Origin of the sequence: Seinonella peptonophila (assembly GCF_900129355.1) — a bacterium.
Classification (GTDB): Bacteria; Bacillota; Bacilli; order Thermoactinomycetales; family Thermoactinomycetaceae; genus Seinonella; species Seinonella peptonophila.
Genome location: NZ_FQVL01000001.1, coordinates 684,396 through 702,666, shown reverse-complemented (window position 1 = coordinate 702,666; position 18,271 = coordinate 684,396). Strand labels below are relative to the sequence as shown.

General features: G+C 38.4%; 13 protein-coding genes. 6 read left to right on the top strand and 7 right to left on the bottom strand.

Annotation, left to right across the window (positions count from 1 at the left end):
- Positions 1 to 16 precede the first annotated feature (16 nt).
- Entirely contained in the window at positions 17 to 1,252 is a 1,236-nt protein-coding gene (locus tag BUB71_RS03425) for an aromatic amino acid transport family protein (RefSeq protein ID WP_073151996.1), read from the bottom strand.
- A gap of 181 nt (positions 1,253 to 1,433) precedes the next feature.
- On the opposite strand from BUB71_RS03425, the gene BUB71_RS03420 reads away from it, so the two are divergent.
- The 3 genes from BUB71_RS03420 (at position 1,434) to BUB71_RS03410 (ending at position 4,628) form a co-directional block, all read left to right on the top strand.
- Positions 1,434 to 2,339, top strand: coding sequence for a LysR family transcriptional regulator (locus BUB71_RS03420; RefSeq protein WP_073151993.1), 906 nt, complete (start codon positions 1,434 to 1,436; stop codon positions 2,337 to 2,339).
- 131 nt (positions 2,340 to 2,470) lie between these two features.
- Positions 2,471 to 3,469: an NAD(P)H-dependent amine dehydrogenase family protein gene (locus BUB71_RS03415; RefSeq protein WP_245815499.1), complete on the top strand. Its 999-nt coding sequence runs from the start codon at positions 2,471 to 2,473 to the stop codon at positions 3,467 to 3,469.
- Positions 3,470 to 3,701: 232 nt separating this feature from the next.
- On the top strand, positions 3,702 to 4,628 hold the full coding sequence (locus BUB71_RS03410) for a proline dehydrogenase family protein (RefSeq protein WP_073151987.1): 927 nt from the start codon (positions 3,702 to 3,704) through the stop codon (positions 4,626 to 4,628).
- A 640-nt stretch (positions 4,629 to 5,268) separates the two neighbouring features.
- Here BUB71_RS03410 and BUB71_RS03400 read toward each other — a convergent pair.
- The 6 genes from BUB71_RS03400 to BUB71_RS03380 all read right to left on the bottom strand — a co-directional run bounded on the left by BUB71_RS03400 (position 5,269) and on the right by BUB71_RS03380 (position 10,671).
- On the bottom strand, positions 5,269 to 5,454 hold the full coding sequence (locus BUB71_RS03400; protein ID WP_073151981.1) for a hypothetical protein: 186 nt from the start codon (positions 5,452 to 5,454) through the stop codon (positions 5,269 to 5,271).
- 399 nt (positions 5,455 to 5,853) lie between these two features.
- On the bottom strand, positions 5,854 to 7,281 hold the full coding sequence (gene cshA, locus BUB71_RS03395; protein ID WP_479692009.1) for a degradosome RNA helicase CshA: 1,428 nt from the start codon (positions 7,279 to 7,281) through the stop codon (positions 5,854 to 5,856).
- 437 nt (positions 7,282 to 7,718) lie between these two features.
- The gene (locus tag BUB71_RS03390) at positions 7,719 to 8,003 is read right to left on the bottom strand and encodes a hypothetical protein (RefSeq protein ID WP_073151978.1); all 285 of its coding nucleotides are present in this window, start codon (positions 8,001 to 8,003) and stop codon (positions 7,719 to 7,721) included.
- 343 nt (positions 8,004 to 8,346) lie between these two features.
- Entirely contained in the window at positions 8,347 to 8,565 is a 219-nt protein-coding gene (locus tag BUB71_RS03385) for a helix-turn-helix domain-containing protein (protein WP_073151975.1), read from the bottom strand.
- Positions 8,566 to 9,005: 440 nt separating this feature from the next.
- Positions 9,006 to 9,137 carry a hypothetical protein gene (locus tag BUB71_RS20160; RefSeq protein WP_281248170.1) on the bottom strand — a complete coding sequence of 44 codons (132 nt, stop codon included), beginning with the start codon at positions 9,135 to 9,137 and terminating at the stop codon, positions 9,006 to 9,008.
- 187 nt (positions 9,138 to 9,324) lie between these two features.
- Entirely contained in the window at positions 9,325 to 10,671 is a 1,347-nt protein-coding gene (locus BUB71_RS03380; RefSeq protein WP_073151972.1) for an Nramp family divalent metal transporter, read from the bottom strand.
- A 262-nt stretch (positions 10,672 to 10,933) separates the two neighbouring features.
- On the opposite strand from BUB71_RS03380, the gene BUB71_RS03375 reads away from it, so the two are divergent.
- From BUB71_RS03375 to BUB71_RS03365, 3 genes are all read left to right on the top strand, one after another.
- On the top strand, positions 10,934 to 15,253 hold the full coding sequence (locus BUB71_RS03375) for a PolC-type DNA polymerase III (RefSeq protein ID WP_245815498.1): 4,320 nt from the start codon (positions 10,934 to 10,936) through the stop codon (positions 15,251 to 15,253).
- A gap of 311 nt (positions 15,254 to 15,564) precedes the next feature.
- The gene (proB, locus tag BUB71_RS03370) at positions 15,565 to 16,662 is read left to right on the top strand and encodes a glutamate 5-kinase (protein ID WP_073151969.1); all 1,098 of its coding nucleotides are present in this window, start codon (positions 15,565 to 15,567) and stop codon (positions 16,660 to 16,662) included.
- Entirely contained in the window at positions 16,663 to 17,928 is a 1,266-nt protein-coding gene (locus tag BUB71_RS03365) for a glutamate-5-semialdehyde dehydrogenase (protein ID WP_073151965.1), read from the top strand.
- Positions 17,929 to 18,271 lie beyond the last annotated feature (343 nt).

The window sequence follows — 18,271 nt, the reverse complement described above, 5'->3', positions numbered from 1 at the left end:
AACCTCCTCTCGTTGACTACCAACCTTTCGGCAAAAGATTGAAAAGACCTAATAAAGTATAGATCGCTGCACCAGAAAATAGGATGATCAGCAATACTTGAATGAGCGGATGAGCCAGTTTACCACATGTCCATTCTGGTTCGCGTTCATCTATCTTTCGAGCTTTATTTAACATTAATACTGGTAAAATTGCCATAATGACCCCAGCAAAGGCTCCGGCAATTGAAAGAGCATCTACAAAACCAACTAGTCCACTGTATGCAAGGATAAATGGAGGAATTGCAACAAATGCTAACGAGATGAATCGATATTTGGGATTATTTTCAGATGGTAATTTGAACTGATCAACAATATTGGTAAGAAAACTTCCACCAACAGCCCAGAAAGAGGTAATCATGGCCAGCAAAGCGAAACCGTTTGCAGTAAAAAGTGCCCAGGAACCTAAAGCATCCCCCCAAGCAATTGTTACTACTTGCGTAACCTTATCGGGGCCAGTTAATCCAAGTGCTGCCATCGGTACAATTGCTAGCAATATACCTGTTAACACCATTCCCAAGATAATGGCGCGTGGAAGTTGTTTTGCTTTACCTTTGGCAAAGCCTCTGGCTAGTTCGGGGACAGTGTATTGTGCGAGGAAAGCAAAAATAACTAAACTAAATACAGGAATAGCATATTTAAAATTGTTATACATGAGAAATTCCGATTTGAGTCCAGGGCCAAATATAGATGCTAAAACGAGAATGAGAATTAAAATTCCCATGCCAAATGTAATGATTTTTTCAGCAACACCTGTGGCTTTTAGTCCGAACCAGATTACAATTACTCCTGGTGTGAAGAAAATTATGCTGCCTAGTGCAGGTGGAACTCCTAAGAATTTTGATAGTATTTCTCCGCTGCCTGAAGTATAAGCAATTAAAGCTCCTATTGAATTAATCAACACTGAGAGGAACATGAGCCATGAGCCAAGTTTTCCTACATATTTGGCAGCTAAGCCACTTAATTGTAAAGGCTTTTTTGTTCGAAGCGTTGTTTCAGCGATATACAGCATAGAGATTGTGGTGAATATACCTGCTACAACAATCCAAAATAATAATACTGGCCAGCCAGCATTTTTGGCACCATAGGCCATACTTAGAATACCAGCACCAATATTTGCACCTACAATGATTGCTACGCCTTCCCAAAAATTAAGATTTGCTAATGATAAATTCCCCTGTGACTTGTTGAGTTTAGCAGTTTGTGTATGCTCCATGTAACAACCTTCCTTCTCAGTGGGATTTATGTAAATCGTATCATATCATTGGTTTTATCATTTGAAAAATATATAAATATTATTAAACAATAAGTTAAAATTATATATAAATAACATGTTATGATTTGTGAGTTGGCTTAAACATATGTATATGATCATCAACCACAAGTTTGGAGGTATTATGAATTTACTCTCACTTCGTTACTTCCTCGAAATTGCAAGAACATTAAATTTCACTGAAGCATCTAAGAATCTGCATATCTCACAGCCTGCGCTAAGTCAGCAAATGAAATTGTTAGAAAAACAATTAGGAATGAAATTATTTTACCGAACCACTCGCAAAGTTGAATTAACAGAGGAAGGACGGTTTCTATATGATGAACTAGCTAGCTCATTAGCATTTATTGAAAATACTATTTTCAGCATGATGAAAGCGAAAACATTACCTAGAGCAATAAAAATAGCGACAGTTCCTTCTGCAGCTAGTCTTTATGTACCAAAAGTGATTCAACAGCTTCATGAACATCAACCTGATCTTGAAGTTCAAATGAAAGAAACAACTTCTTTTCATGTCATAGAATCTGTTCATAATAAAGAATGTCATGTTGGATTTATTCGTACACCACAAAATCTTGCTCAATTAAAATCGAAGGAACTTCATTATTTAGAATTCCGACGTTTTCCTTTTCAGGCTGTTGTCTCAACAAGTCATCCTTTAGCTAATCGCAAAAGTATTAAACTGAATGAACTCAAAGATTTTCCTTTTTTGCATTATGATTCAGCTCATTCTCCTGCTTTATTTCATTTGGTCAATGAGGCATGCCAAAAAGCCGGCTTTACTCCTCAAGTGATTTGTACAGGATCTGAATTACTCACCATCTCTTATTTGGTTTCAGCAAACATCGGGGTAACGCTTATGCCTACAGATATGATTTCGTTAATTCAATTTTCAAAAATATGTTCATTAGATATTCAAGATCAACAAATTGAAAGCTCGATTTCAGCTGTTTGGCTAAAAAACACAATCCGGCTCAACACAAAACATTTGATCAAAGTTCTACATGAGTTGAAGCGTTTAGAAGAATGAAACATATATTGAAATAATTAAAATGACTCTTTTCATAATAAGAGCTTATTAATATATAAGAATCCAATATTTCCCCTTGATTATTTCATTTGCTAGCATTTTGTGTAAGAAATGATCAAGGAGTGTATGAAATGAATTTACAAATTGTTGTTTATGGTTTGGGACCAATTGGATTAGAAATTCTAAAAAAGTGCGAGGAACAGCTTCCTGGAAAAGTGATAGGTGCTGTCGATATCGATCCATCCAAGATAGGAAAAGATATTGGTGTGTTAACAGGTGGAAAACACCGCGATGTTCCTGTTGTATCTTCTATTCAACAAATTGAAGCACAAACAGAATTACCATTGGTGGCCATTCACGCTACGAGTTCACATTTACCAAGTGTTTGGCCTCAGATTAAAGAGTTACTTAGCCTAGGTTACCATGTTGTATCCACATGTGAAGAGCTCTCATACCCATGGACTCGTTATCCAGAGTTATCCAAAGAGATTGATGCATATGCAAAAGAAATGAACAGAGGTGTGATTGGTACAGGTGTAAATCCTGGATTTGTCATGGATACTTTAACCATGACGATAACCTCAGTAGTGAGTGAAATCTATTCAATTCGCGTTATGAGAAGAGTAGATGTTACCAAACGTCGTTTACCTTTACAGAAAAAAGTAGGAGTGGGTAAATCAGTAGAGGAATTTAATCAACTAGCAGAACGTGATCAAATTGGACATGTTGGTTTAGAAGAATCACTTCGTTTGCTTGCTGCTGGCTTACATTTAGATGTGAGGAAAGTTACGAATACAATTGAGCCTACTATTACACCGAAGGCTGTTCAATTGTCATCATTTTCTCTACAAGCTGGGCAGGTAAATGGGCTCCATCAAACGTCAATAGCGACAACAGTAAACAATCAGCAAATTGAACTTGACTTAATCATGGCCACAGATATGATCTCTGAAGATCGGATCGAAATAAAAGGAGATATGAACATAAACTTAGTAATTCCGGAGGGTATCTTTGGGGATTCAGCGACTGCTTCGATCATTATAAATATGACGAAGGCAATGGCTGCTCAACAATCATTTGGGTTATTAACGATGAAGGACATGATGTTCGTTCGTTATACATCTGCTTAATCCATCATTCCACTTTACGTTGATAGGTAGATAGAATTTCATTAGTTTAATCTATATATTTGGCCCATCCGTCGGTTTATTTGGATCGAATTGGAGCAGGGCCTATTTCATGTTTTAGATCGCTATTTTGCGATCTATATTTTTATAAAAATAAAAGAGATGAACAAGGGGAATAGGGGGAATAATATGGTTAATATCTGTTTGTACTCCAAAGGAGAAATGAGGGAGTGAAATGTTTGAACAATGGATGAGGTCATTCTTTCTCTTTTTAGCAGGTCAACGGTTACTCAATCGGTTAGCAAAAAAGGTTGGATTGCATTTGGGTGCTAGACGTTTTGTAGCAGGTGAAAGTCTTTCCTCTGTCATACAAGTTGCAAAGCAACTCAATGATCAAAATCTGCTCGTCACCATGGATCATTTAGGTGAATTTGTCAAGACGAATGAAGAGGCGGAGCAAATGGCAAACCATTGTGTAAAAACACTCCATGAGATTAATCACAATCAAGTAAAGGGGAATTTATCACTCAAATTAACCTCATTAGGACTCGATTTGGACCCGGAAATTTGTCAAAAACATTTAACTCGTATTTTAGAGGTGGCAGAACAGAATCAGATTTTTGTACGGATTGATATGGAAGATTATACGAGGCTAGAGAAAACATTCGCTATTTATCAGGCATTGCGACCACGTTTTTCAGGATTTGGGCTTGTTATTCAAGCTTATCTTTATCGAAGTGAGGATGATATCAAAAGGCTTTCTACTTGGAAAACCAACTTGCGCTTAGTAAAGGGTGCCTATAAGGAATCAGCAAAAGTTGCTTTCCCGAATAAAAGTGATGTCGATGAAAATTATCGAAAGTTAATACGGTTGCAATTAGCACAAGGGAATTATGCGGCGATTGCAACCCATGATCCACAGATTATTACTTATACAAAGCAAGTTGTTAAAGAGTTAAATATTCCCCTTGACCATTATGAGTTTCAAATGCTATATGGAATTCGCCCTGATCTACAGCAAAAACTTGTGGCAGAAGGTGAGCGTGTGCGTGTCTATGTGCCATATGGCGAGGATTGGTACGGTTACTTTATGAGGCGATTGGCAGAGCGACCCGCTAACGTTGCCTTTGTGTTAAGAGGGGTTTTTCATAGAAAAGCATAGTTTAATAGCGTCTTGTTCTTTACAGGGTGTGTTATGAGTGAAGTTTCAATAAATACCTTAACCCTGAACAAATGAATAACAACAGATTTGAATCATGAGCAAGGGTATGATGGTTTATACATGAGTGAGAGGATATGAATCTATTGTGTTATTTTATGACGATATCAATCAAAAAGAAAGATAGAAAACTTTTTTTACAATCAAATTTATCCAGTAAGTATCAGCTTATCGAAGCGAAAAATCAATCGTTCTACTATCAGATTTCAGAAATATATCTATCAATCATTCTACATCATTGACCATATGTGTTCATGTGATCTTATTAGTCAAAAAATGGATCAAAGATTGTTTTTCAACAGTGAATTAATTGGTGAATTGACAAAGGTTTTGGAAAAGTTCCATGGAGTCTATTTGCTTATTCATTTTTATGAAAGTGAAATCGATGTGGAGAGATTGCCAGCGTTAAAAAAACATCGTATTCATATATCAGATTTACAACAAGGTGTTAGTGAAGACATAATTTATAAAGTAATCGCCTAGTTGATTTTATTGAATAGTGCTAATTAATTGTTATAATCATCATATTCGCTAAAGTTGATAGGGAGATATGATTTCCCTATCAACTCGTAAAGTGTGCAGATTATCGTTCGCGTTCAGGCTCTTCCGGTGAATACTTTGCTTTAAAATCATCAACTGCCCGGTTACCTGCAGCTGGTTCTCCAGATTCTCGAGCTTCTCGATGTTCTGTTGCTGTAAATACGAGATCGCCAACCATCTCTTTAAATTTTTCTGGATCATTTAATCCATTTCTACTTGAATTGGACATAACCTCACCTCTGAATGGTTAATTTACAATTTATTATACAATAAAATATAATTTCTATTCAAAAAAATAATATAAAGAATTAAGTATAGCGCTTTAGAAAGGAATAGAATCAAACCTTCACTACCTTTTACGACAATGTATGTGCATAAATGGCGAACAATGGTGAAATTTGATCAATATAATTGTAACGATATAAAAAATGGAGTCAGCTGAAATGCTGACTCCTTTTAAAAAGACTACCTATTAAACATCTAAAACAATGAAAGCCCAACCTCTCTTTCATCGTTGCGGCTCCGAAGACCGCGCCACCAGAATTAGTTATTTAAAAAAGTATCTTCTCGTCAATTTTCAAACACATACTATATCAGTTTATCTTTGAATAGTCAAATCTGATTGGGATTAACTATAGGCTTTATTACGCCTCTGCTGCCGACGGGAAGAGGAGAAGTTTCTCTTTCCTTTTCTTCTGTTATCAGAAGAACGCTTGTTATTGGAAGAGCGCTTGCGCAAGCCTGAATCATGGGATATCTGAACAGGTGTCTGATCTGTTTCTTTGGTGATCATTTTTAAAGCGGCCGAGAGAAGCGTGACAGCATCATTTTCTTCTAATAATTTTTCGGCCAGATCAATAAATTGATGATGCTGTTTATTTTTTGCTACATTGATTAATTCATTCACGGCAAAGAGCTGATGTCCCACAGTCACTTCTTTGGCAGATGGTACTTGGATTTTTTTCATTTTCTTCTTGATTACTCGCTCAATGTTTCGTAAGTCATCTCGCTCTTTTGGTGTGACAAATGTAACTGAGGTTCCTTCTTTTCCAGCACGACCTGTACGACCAATTCGATGGACATAGATTTCGGCGTCATGGGTCAGGTCAAAGTTATAGATATGGGAGATATTTGAAATATCGAGACCACGTGCTGCAACATCTGTTGCCACCATGATATCAATACGTCCTTCACGTAAACTTTTGATTACACGGTCGCGGTGAGCTTGAGAATAGTCGCCATGTAAACCTTCAACTGAGTATCCACGTTTAGATAATCCCTCTACAAGCTCATCAACTCTACGCCTTGTACGACCAAATACAATAGCGAGCTCAGGCCGTTGAAAATCAATTAGATTGCATAGCGCATCAAATTTTTGTCGTGGTGTCACTTCGATATATGCTTGTTTGATATTGGCTATCGTCAATGATTTCGCTTTGATTTTGACCTCTTTTGGATCATTCATAAATTTTTTGGCCAACGCCCGTATGTCATTCGGCATTGTAGCTGAAAACAGTAACACTTGTCTTTCAGAAGGGATTCGAGAAAGGATCGCTTCGATTTCTTCGCGAAATCCCATTTGTAACATTTCATCCGCCTCGTCTAATACGACCTGTTGGATTCCTTGTAAGCGGATCGTTCTTCGTTGAATATGATCTTGAAGACGTCCAGGCGTACCGACGATGATTTGAGGACGTTTTTTTAAAGAACGAATTTGCCGATTTATATCCTGTCCACCGTAGATGGGAATAGATCGTATTCCTTTTGCAGCGCCAATTCGATTTAGCTCTTCCGCTACTTGAATTGCTAATTCGCGTGTCGGGGTGATCACTAGCGATTGAATCTGTTCTTCCTCTAATGAAGCTGTTTCAATCAGTGGAATCCCAAAAGCTGCTGTTTTCCCAGTACCGGTTTGTGCTTGTCCTAGCACATCATATCCTTGCAATGCTAGTGGAATGGTCTGAGCTTGAATCGGAGTAGCCTCTGTAAAGCCCATTTTTTCTAGGGCGTATTGTAAGGTAGTACTTAAATGTAGTTCTGAAAATGATGTAGTCAAACGAAATATCCTCCTTATTTTCTGTATCTGTTGTTAGTAATGACCGGTTTTTATAACGTCATTCTTAAATTTACTTATTTTTTAATCCGTTCTTGTGTATAAGCATGACAACTCATTATATCAGGGTTCAACTGTTTTGCTATCATTTATTTCTCATTTATAACTATTTCCCAAATTTTTATCCAATACCGTTCATGAGGAGTCAGCCTTAATTCGGATAAATCTCAACCAATCAGGTGTTTAAAATCCTTGTGGTAGAAAAGGAGCATTTATTGTAGTATTTCAAACTTTACTTGCGGAAGAAAGTAATATTATATTCATGGTAAAAAGGATATAAATATAAATCTTTGAAAAATATAGTGAAAAAATATGTCTCTTTGTTTGTAATCGGTGTGCATTATGTTCAAAATATGGTTACTAACTTTCGTTTTTATGCTTCATATCGGATAAAATAATATGATGATACTGTTCACGAAAAATAAGATAACTAAGAAAATCGCCACCAAAAGAACCGATAACGCCATTTTTCCTGTTTTTTTCATTTCTTGATACCATAGGGCCCACATGGATATTGCTCCAAAACCAGGAATACTGATGCCAAAATAATGCATGATGTTTTTGGTAAAGGCAGTATCCTCACCCCAGTAAATGGTTACCAATGTAATATAAACGAAGAGATGAATGATTGTTAACATATGTACTGTGAGAATCCATTTTTTCAAAATATAGCCCCCATTAATTAATATCATTAAAACCCCGATCGGGCATTTCAACTGATTTCACTAATTCCATTATGTATCGACTGATTCTATGAAATAGCTTTTGTCATTAGTTTTTGATGTGTGAATATATTTTTCCAACTTGAATAGTATGCGGGTAGTAATCAGTTTAATCTCTTATTTGTACACTTTGAGTAATGATTGATTATTGAATAAATAAAGATTATCATACGTTTTTGCATCATACAATCAGTATTAAATTTACTATGAATATCAGGAGTGGACATTCGGATCAACTACAAAAAACCCTACAGCTCTCCTAAGTGTAGGGTAATTTTTCATTATTTCATATCTCTAGTTCACCTAACCTGACTAACTCGACAACTGCTTGTGAACGCCCTTTGACATTTAATTTTTGCATAACATTCGAGATATGGTTTCTCACAGTTTTCTCGCTGATAAAGAGTTGTTGTGCGATTTCTTTTGTTATTTTATCTTGTACCAGCAATTCGAAAACTTCCCTCTCTCGATTTGTCAGTAAGGGCTTTCCTTTCTGATTCGCCAATGTTGTGCCACCCTTCCTTGCCTGAACAGTCGAAACATAAGGTCAGGGATTCAGTCCATTTATTGTATGTGTGAAAATGGATCATTGTGTGTCCAACTGTGCGATTTAGGCGCTTTGCCAATCGGTTTTATATCGTATGCAAGGAAAAGAAATGGGTTCCTTGAAGTAAGATCATAAATTAAATATTGAGAGTTTTTGAATCGATGAAAGTGAAAAATTCCTGAAGCTTTTAAGCGAAAAAAGGATGAAAAGTCAAATTTACTGCGGTTTCAACAGTTTGCAGATTTTTGCTATAAGAGGTATAATAAGTGCGAATACATAGGTAGGGGGTGTATCTAGATGATCCGTTTTGGAGATGGTTGTGGTGACGACTGCGGTTGCTAATTTCATAGATAAACCCCGGTAATATACCGGGGTTTTTAATATGCGGAATAGTGTGTTTATTTTAACCAAGGAGCTATTTTTGCAAGTTCTTTTTTGTTGTCTTTTGTATCATGCCAACCTGACTTAATTTTTTTGTCTGCTTCTTTGATCTTTTTGGTTTCAATAGTCCATCCACATGCTGCAATCATTGTTTCAACTCCTTTTTGTTTGAATATTAAGTTTATTTTGTCTATTTGTCAACAAGGAGGACAGCTTTATGAAGAGTGGATAACATCACAAAGACCAGAATCCCATATTCATAAAGGAGCTTAAAAAACAGAGAGCGGAATGGATGGAAGCCCATCTCGTTCTCTGTCTTTTTTGTAAGATGACCAATCAGTGATGAAAGGTTTGGATAAGCAAAATAATATTTAAGACGATAATGATCAAAGCGATAAACCAAGAGAGCCATTTTAACCAATTTGAATTGGTGAAAATACCCATTTTTGAACGGTCACTTGTAAATTGCACTAACGGGATGACAGCAAACGGAAGTTGGAATGACAGAACGACTTGACTAAGAACTAACAATTGCATAGTTCCCTTTGCGCCATATAGGGCAGTTACAATGATAGCTGGTGTAATGGCGAGTAACCTTGTTATGAGTCTGCGAAGCCAGGGGGCGATTCGAAAGTTAAGAAAACCTTCCATTACAATTTGACCAGCTAAAGTTCCAGTTAAGGTGGAATTTTGTCCAGAAGCTAATAATGCTAACCCAAAGAGAATACTTGCCAAGGAAGTGCCAATCAATGGTGCTAGTAGATGATATGCTTGACTGATGTCGTCCACTACTTTGCCCATCGGATGAAAAGTGGCAGCAGCCAGAATTAAGATTGCTGCATTAATGAATAAAGCAAAGAAGAGAGCTACGGTTGAATCAAGTGTTGCAAATCGAATGGCTTGTCTTTTTCCATACTCAGTTTGTTCATATTTTCGTGTTTGGACAATCGACGAATGTAAGTAGAGATTATGTGGCATTACTGTGGCTCCAAGTATACCAATTGCGATATAGAGCATCGTTGGATTGGTGATAATCTCTTTTTTTGGTATAAATCCTTGTGCAATTTGGTAGATAGAAGGTTGTGCCAGTAAGAGTTCAATCAAGAAACATCCTCCGATTAATGCAATTAATGAAATAACAAATGCTTCTATATAACGAAAGCCTTTATTTTGGAGAAGAAGGATCAGTAAAACGTCAAGTGCTGTTAAGATTACACCGTAAAGTAATGGAATGCCAAACAATAGGTTGAGAGCGATTGCTGTTCCGATCAGTTCGGCTAAATCACAAGCGATAATCGCTAATTCACAGAGAATCCAAAGCATGTAAGAGATTGGTTTTGAATAATGATCACGACATGCTTGTGCTAAATCACGACCAGTGACAATCCCAAGTTTACCAGAGAGTGATTGCAGCACCATCGCCATGATGTTGGAAATGAAAACAATGGATAAGAGTGTATAGCCAAACATGGAGCCTCCAGCGAGATCGGTCGCCCAATTTCCAGGGTCCATATAGCCAACAGCAACCAAGTATCCTGGACCAACAAATGCCATGAACTTACGTAACCAGTTTCCTTTTTTAGGAACAGGCATGCTTCGATATACTTCTGTGAGAGAGGGTTGATCACGTTTTTGATGCCAACCGAGTTTATGGATAGCTTCTTGTTCCGAGTTGCTGCTCATCATGATTCCCTCCAATCTTCAAAATGTGGATATATACATATATTTTGTATAAAGGCAAAAAAAGAACTAAAAAAAGAGAGGTTATTTTGTAAACGTATAAATATGTCCACGTCAAAAAAAGTTTCCTTAGGCTAAATTATATACCGGAATTTCACAGTTGCCAAGTAGAATTTAAAAACAGCTCCAAAGTGATTTTTGTTGATTGAAAGAAGTTGTTAACTACGATAGACTTTCCATATCAGTTCCATTGGGAGGGAGAAGTTTGGAACAAAGAGAGGCTGTAAAGCGTTTTTTTTCTGAAGTACAACTGCCTGAAGATTGGTTAAAAGATCATTTTCGACATGCTACAATACGAAAAGTGCAAGTAAGCGAACAACAAAATAGTTGGCGCATTTTTTTTCATTTTCCAGAAGTGATCCCCGCTGATATATGGTTTGAGCTGCAAAAAAGAGTAAAAGAACATTTTACGCCCGATTTTCGGGTCATGTTATCTTTCTCATATGATCATCTCCAACATGAAATTGTGTTGAAAAGCTATAAATACTTGATTCAAAAACAGATTCAGGAACGTGTGACGCCTGCTGCTGCAACATGGTTTGGACAAGCAGAATGGTCTACAAATGGCGAATCAATCCAAGTTGAGTTGCCCAATCCGGCTGTATTAGAAATGGCCAAACAACGTGAGCTCGATCGTCTAATTGAAAGATATTATTTACATATATCAGGAAAGCGATTGCCTGTGTTTTTATCGTATGCAGAGCAACAAGTAGAGTCTGAGCAGGAGCGCAGACAGAAATTTGTGGAAAAAAGAGCACGCGAAGAGCAAGTATTAAAAGAGAAAGTATTGGCCGAACAGCGACAAATTGCGAGTCGTCAAGTAGTAGAATCGAATGCTCAAGACATTGAAAAAAAGATTGGCATTACCATTACAGACCCTTCGATTCCCATGAATCAAATCCAAGAAGAAGAGCGTCGTGTTGTCATTGAAGGAAAAGTTTTTAAGGCAGAGATTCGAGAGCTTCGAAGTGGACGCCAGTTGCTAACATTTAATTTGACAGATTTATCTAGCTCTTTCTCTTGTAAGTTTTTTGCCTCCCCAAAGGACCAAGAACAGTCAGCTATATTAAAGCAAATTCATAATGGTGATTGGTTGCGTGTTCGTGGTTCGGTGCAGTTTGATACATTTTCACGGGATCTAGTGTTAATGGTTACCGATTTAAATGAGATTGCACCGCGTGAAAGAATCGATCAAGCAGAGGAGAAACGGGTTGAATTACATCTGCATACAGCAATGTCGGCAATGGATGGGATTACACAACCGAAAGAAGTGATTAATCGGATCGCCTCATGGCAACATCCCGCAGTTGCGATTACAGATCATGCTGTCGTACAAGCATTTCCTGATTTATATGAGGCATCTCAAAAGCAAGGTGTAAAAGTGATCTATGGGGTTGAAGCAAACATTGTTGATGATGGTGTACCCATTGCTATGCAAGTTGCTGAGGATCGAGGGCAATTAACAGATGATACTTATGTAGTTTTTGATGTTGAGACCACAGGTTTATCTGCAGTTCATGATGTAATCATTGAGTTGGCTGCAGTGAAGATCAAAAATGGAGAAATTATTGATCGTTTTTCGGAGTTTGCAAATCCGCATCGTAAACTTTCTGAAACGATTATTGATTTGACTCATATTACGGATGATATGCTCCTTGACGCACCTGAAATAGATGATGTCGTCAAGCGTTTTTTAGATTTTATTGAGGGAACGGTTTTAGTGGCACATAATGCACGTTTTGACATGGGATTTTTGCAGGAAGCAGTAAAGCGAATTGATAAGCCAAAGGTAACCAATCCAGTACTTGATACATTAGAATTAGCCCGCTATTTATTTCCAAAATTAAAGAACCATCGATTAAATACTTTAGCTAGTAAATTGGAAGTCAGATTAGAACAACATCACCGTGCTATCTATGATGCAGAGGCGACAGGTTATGTGCTTTGGAAACTTTTATTAGAATCAGGGGAGCGAGGAATTGAGCGTTTAACACAGTTTAATGATGATTTAGAAGGTCGCGACTACTCGAGAATTCGCCCATTTCACACGATTATTCTTGTACAAAATCAGACAGGCATGAAGAATTTATATCAATTGATTTCCCGCTCACATCTTCATTACTTCTATCGGGAACCAAGGATTCCTCGAAGCGAGTTAATCAAGTATCGTGAAGGGCTTTTGATTGGTTCGGCTTGTGAAAGGGGAGAGCTTTACGAGGCTGCATTAAATAAATCGCCAGCAGAGGTAGAAGAAATAGCCTCTTTTTATGATTATCTAGAAATACAGCCGATTGAGGTGAATCGCCACTTGGTCGAAAAAGGGCTGGTGGATAGTGAAGAGCGGCTGCGTCAAGCCAACCGGTTGATTGTCGAACTGGGCGAGAAACTCAATAAGCCAGTTGTTGCCACTTCAAATGCTCATTACTTAGATGAATATGAGAAGATATATCGTGAAGTAGTTGTAGCAAACCGTCCAGGTGCAAAACCAAAAGGTGAATTGCCCAAAGCGTATTTACGAACCACGGAGGAGATGCTGGAAGAGTTTCAATATCTTGGTGAAGAAAAAGCTATGGAGGTTGTAGTTAAAAATACGCAAGAGATTGCAGCACAAATTGAACAAGTGAAGCCTTTTCCAGATGGAACCTTTACCCCTGAATTAGAGGGAGCAGAGGATGAATTAAAAGAGATTTGTTATCGTACTGTTCATGAGTGGTATGGTGATCCGATTCCTAAAATCGTAGAGGAGAGGCTGGATCGAGAGCTAGGTTCGATTATTAAGCACGGGTTTAGTGTTTTATATATGATTTCGCAAAAGATAGTGGCAAAATCATTAGATGATGGGTATTTGGTTGGTTCTCGGGGGTCAGTCGGTTCTTCGCTCGTTGCCACTTTGAGTTATATTTCCGAAGTAAACCCATTGCCCCCTCATTATCGTTGTGAAAAGTGCAAACATAGTCAGTTCTTTACAGATGGTCAATATGAGAGTGGGTTTGATTTACCAGATCAGGATTGTCCAAATTGTGGGCATCCATTGTTAAAAGACGGACATGATATTCCCTTTGAGACTTTTTTAGGTTTTGAAGGCGATAAAGCGCCTGATATTGATCTAAACTTCGATGGAGAATATCAGCTTCGGGCGCATGCCTATACTGAGGAGCTTTTTGGCAAAGAGTATATCTATCGTGCTGGAAGTATTAACACAGTAAAAGATAAAACGGGTTATGGATATGTGAAAAAATTTGCTGAGCAGCGGGAACTTCAGATTCGACAAGCTGAAATTGATCGTTTAGCGACAGGTGTGGTTGGAGTCAGGCGATCAACAGGGCAGCATCCAGGTGGTCTAATGGTTGTTCCACAAAATATGGATGTTCATGATTTTACACCCATTCAGCATCCTGCTGATGATATGAAATCAGGCGTGATTACGACCCATTTTGATTATAAATCGATTAGCGGGATGATTCTAAAACTGGATCTTCTTGGGCACACCAATCCAACTATTCAGCGGTTTTTACATCATATGACAGGTGTCGACCCGAACAAAGTTCCATTAAGTGATGATAAAGTGATTGAGCTGTTCCGAAGCACTAACAGTTTAAATATTACCCCTGAGGATATTAATGGTATTAGTCATGGAACCTTAGGAATTCCTGAGTTTGGAACATACTTTGCTCGTAATATTCTCAAAGATGCAAAGCCGAAGCGCTTTAGTGAGCTTGTACGCGTCTCAGGTCTCTCTCATGGAACAGATGTATGGCAAGGCAATGTGCAAGACCTGATCAATAATAATGTATGTACAATTGCTGAAGCCATTTGCTGTCGCGATGATATCATGCTTTATCTGATTCGAAAGGGCTTACCCAAGAAAGACTCCTTTAAAATCATGGAAAAGGTGCGGAAAGGCAAGGGATTAACCGAAGAAGAAGAGGCTTTAATGCGTGAACATGATGTGCCAGAATGGTATATTGGCTGCTGTCAAAAGATCAAGTATATGTTTCCTAGGGCACATGCTGCTGCCTATGTTACTTCTGCTGTACGAATCGGTTGGTTTAAGGTCTATTATCCTGCAGAATTTTATGCTGCACTTTTTAGTACAAGAGTTGATGATTTTGATATAGAGCTAGCACTCAAAGGGTATCAATCAGTTAAGAAACGGTTACAGGAATTAAACGAACTAGGAATGAAAGCATCTCAGAAAGAGAAAGGACTTGCTACAACGTTAGAATTAGTGATGGAGATGTATGCTAGGGGCGTAAAAATGCGCTCGATTGATCTGTATCAATCAGAAGCAACGCGGTTTCGAGTTGTTGATGGAGAATTGTTACCTCCTTTCGCATCGGTTGCAGGAATTGGTGAAAGTGCCGCACAGAGTATTGTAGAGTCGCGGAAGGAAGGTGAGTTTTTATCAAAACAGGATCTGCAAAAACGGGCTCGACTTTCGAGTACTGTGATTGAAGTGTTGGATCGATTAGGCTGTTTAGGAGATATGCCAGATAGTAATCAATTAGCACTCTTTCAGTTTTAAAGGATTGTCAAGGTGATATGAATTCGTTACAATATGTTTTAAATATATCTGATCGATGATGGAGAAAGCTGTTTGTAAAAAATGAGCTAATAAGCGTTCAGAGAGTGAGAATGATGCGCTGGAAGTTCTCACCGCTTATACAAGCAGTACCCAACTCCGGAGTTTCCCGTGAAAAGCGGGACGGCGAAAACCGATAACCAAGATGAGTGAACGCTGTATGATGCGTTAATGAGGGTGGTACCGCGAAATGAACCTTTCGTCCTTCACAGGATGGAAGGTTTTTTATGTTTTAGAATAAAGGATGAAGTGAAATGAATCGAGTAGTAATTAAGATAGGAACAAGTAGTCTTACAGATCAAAAGGGACAGTTGTCTGAAGTGAAAATGAAGAAAATCGTCCATCAGGTAGCGAAGTTACAGAGATCGGAAGTTTGGCAACCTGTGTTAGTCTCTTCAGGAGCCATTGCAATCGGACTGGAATCGCTTGGCTGGTCACGTCAAATTACAGTATCTGAAAAACAAGCTGCTGCTGCAGTAGGTCAAGGGTTACTCATTGAAAAATATCGACAGCTTTTTGCTAAGCAAGGTTTACAAGTGGCGCAATTGCTACTAACTCGCGCAGATATTGAAGATCGCAAGCGTTTTATTCATATTCGTAATACGATGGAGACGTTAATACGGCATCGAATCGTTCCTATTGTGAATGAGAATGATACCGTTGCGGTGGAAGAGATTGAATTTGGTGACAATGATTCTTTAGGAAGCTTTGTCGCTTTGGTAACCGAAGCACAACGATTCATTCTGTTAACAGATATTGATGGACTATATACAGCAAACCCACACCGAGTGGCCGAAGCAAAGCGAATTGATAAAATTTATGAGATTACCAAAGAGATTGAATCACTTGCTGCTGGTTCAGAAAGTATGGTGGGGACAGGTGGAATGCGCACCAAGGTAAGTGCTGCAAAAATAGCAACACATTCGGGTATTGATGTCGTCATTGCATCCTTTGAAGAACCGAATGTAGTCGAAAAAGTTCTCCGTAATGAGCCGATTGGAACGCGATTTTACCCGCAACAGCGTATGTCTAGCAAAAAGTCTTGGTTGGCCTACAGTACACGAAGTGAAGGGAAGTTAATAATTGATCAAGGGGCAGCGCAAGCATTGACAAGTCGTGGTTCAAGTCTACTGTTAGCTGGTGTAAAAGGAGTAAAGGGGAATTTTGCAGTAGGAGCAGTCGTTGACATCATTTCTGAATATGATCAATTGATTGGAAAGGGGATGGTTAATTTTTCTGATCGAGATTTGGTTCATTTGTTAGAAAGACAGTCATTAGGTGAGCGATTTAACAATTATCATGAATGTATTCATCGAGATCAATTGGTAGTATTACAAGAGGAGGAGAAATAAATGAGTTCATTTGATTTGGAAACATATGTTTTAAAATGTGCTAAGGAGGCAAAACAAGCATCCGATCAATTAATAATGCGAACAACGGAAGAGAAAAATATAGCCCTTGCTGAAATGGCGGAATTACTCTGGCAAGAACGGCAGAAAATATTAGACGCGAACAAACAGGATATCAAGCAAGCGCAGTTAAATGGGATTCCCGAAACGCGTATTGACCGTTTAATGATTGATGAAGCACGAATTGAAGGGATGATTGAAGGTTTACATCAACTTGTTGCGTTAATTGATCCTGTTGGAGAAGTGATCGAACAAGTGACAAGACCAAATGGAATGAAGTTAGAAAAAGTTCGTGTTCCTTTTGGAGTAATTGGCATGGTATATGAATCGCGTCCAAATGTTACAGTAGATGCAGCAGGTTTAGCGATTAAAACAGGTAATGCTGTCGTTTTGCGTGGAGGACGGGAAGCTTTGAAAACAAATCAAGCATTGGTGAATGCTCTTCGCCTGGGATTAGAAAGAGCAAACATACCATCAACAGCGATCCAGTTAATCGAACGGACAGAGCGTGAATCGGTAGGGATTTTGATTCGCGCAAAGGAATGGCTTGACTTAGTCATTCCTCGTGGTGGCGCCGGTTTGATTCAACGAGTCATTGAAGAGTCATTGGTACCTGTTATTGAAACAGGCGTAGGAAATTGTCATCTATATGTACATGAGGCTGCCAATCTAAAGATGGCGAAAGAGATCGCATTTAATGCCAAAGTGCAACGTCCGTCTGTCTGTAATGCGATTGAGACCTTGCTCGTTGATCAGAAGATCGCAGATGACTTTTTAGCTCAGATTGTACCGTTATATCGTGAAGCTGAGGTTGAGATTCGAGGTTGTGAGAAAACAAATAGCATTATCGAAGTAGAGAAGGTGGCCACAGAGGAAGATTATGCGGCTGAGTTTTTAGATTTAACCATTGCTGTAAAAGTAGTCAAAGATTTAGAGGAAGCAATTCAACACATTCATCATTATGGAACCAAACATACAGAAGCAATCGTTACAGAAGATCAACAGGCTGCCAAACAATTTTTAAATCGAGTGGATGCTGCAGCGGTGAATCATAATGTTTCAACACGCTTCACAGATGGATTTGAGTACGGACTAGGTGCTGAGATTGGCATTTCGACACAAAAACTTCATGCGCGTGGGCCAATGGGTTTGCAAGAATTGACCAGTTATAAGTATCTGGTTCGTGGCACAGGCCAGATAAGGGAGTAGAAATATCAAAGAGACGGGTGATCTAGCTTATGGTACCCGTCTTTTTTTATTTTACAGAATCAGTTAATAACCTGAGATTAAGAAGCTCGTTTCCTCGCCATTTCCTCCGTTTTTCTAGGGTGTTTCTTACATTCATTTTTGGAGCATTCGAAGAATACCCAGTGCATCAGAGATGGAAGTATTTTCGGAGACGCCCGACCACTCTGTTACAATGATTCACTTCTTTTCTATGAAATGTAAAGATTTTTTTTGCTACCCGTTGTTGGGCAAGCTTAAACCCTTATTTCTATTGATGTTTAGCGTTTTGATGCAAGGGAAAAGTGGAATTGATTGAATGATGATT

Coding starts and splice junctions, on each gene's coding strand:
- BUB71_RS03425 (WP_073151996.1), bottom strand. CDS start 1,252: ATGGAGCATACACAAACTGCTAAACTCAACAAGTCACAGGGGAATTTA.
- BUB71_RS03400 (WP_073151981.1), bottom strand. CDS start 5,454: ATGTCCAATTCAAGTAGAAATGGATTAAATGATCCAGAAAAATTTAAA.
- BUB71_RS03420 (WP_073151993.1), top strand. CDS start 1,434: ATGAATTTACTCTCACTTCGTTACTTCCTCGAAATTGCAAGAACATTA.
- BUB71_RS03415 (WP_245815499.1), top strand. CDS start 2,471: ATGAATTTACAAATTGTTGTTTATGGTTTGGGACCAATTGGATTAGAA.
- BUB71_RS20160 (WP_281248170.1), bottom strand. CDS start 9,137: ATGATTGCAGCATGTGGATGGACTATTGAAACCAAAAAGATCAAAGAA.
- BUB71_RS03380 (WP_073151972.1), bottom strand. CDS start 10,671: ATGAGCAGCAACTCGGAACAAGAAGCTATCCATAAACTCGGTTGGCAT.
- proB (WP_073151969.1), top strand. CDS start 15,565: ATGAATCGAGTAGTAATTAAGATAGGAACAAGTAGTCTTACAGATCAA.
- BUB71_RS03410 (WP_073151987.1), top strand. CDS start 3,702: ATGTTTGAACAATGGATGAGGTCATTCTTTCTCTTTTTAGCAGGTCAA.
- BUB71_RS03365 (WP_073151965.1), top strand. CDS start 16,663: ATGAGTTCATTTGATTTGGAAACATATGTTTTAAAATGTGCTAAGGAG.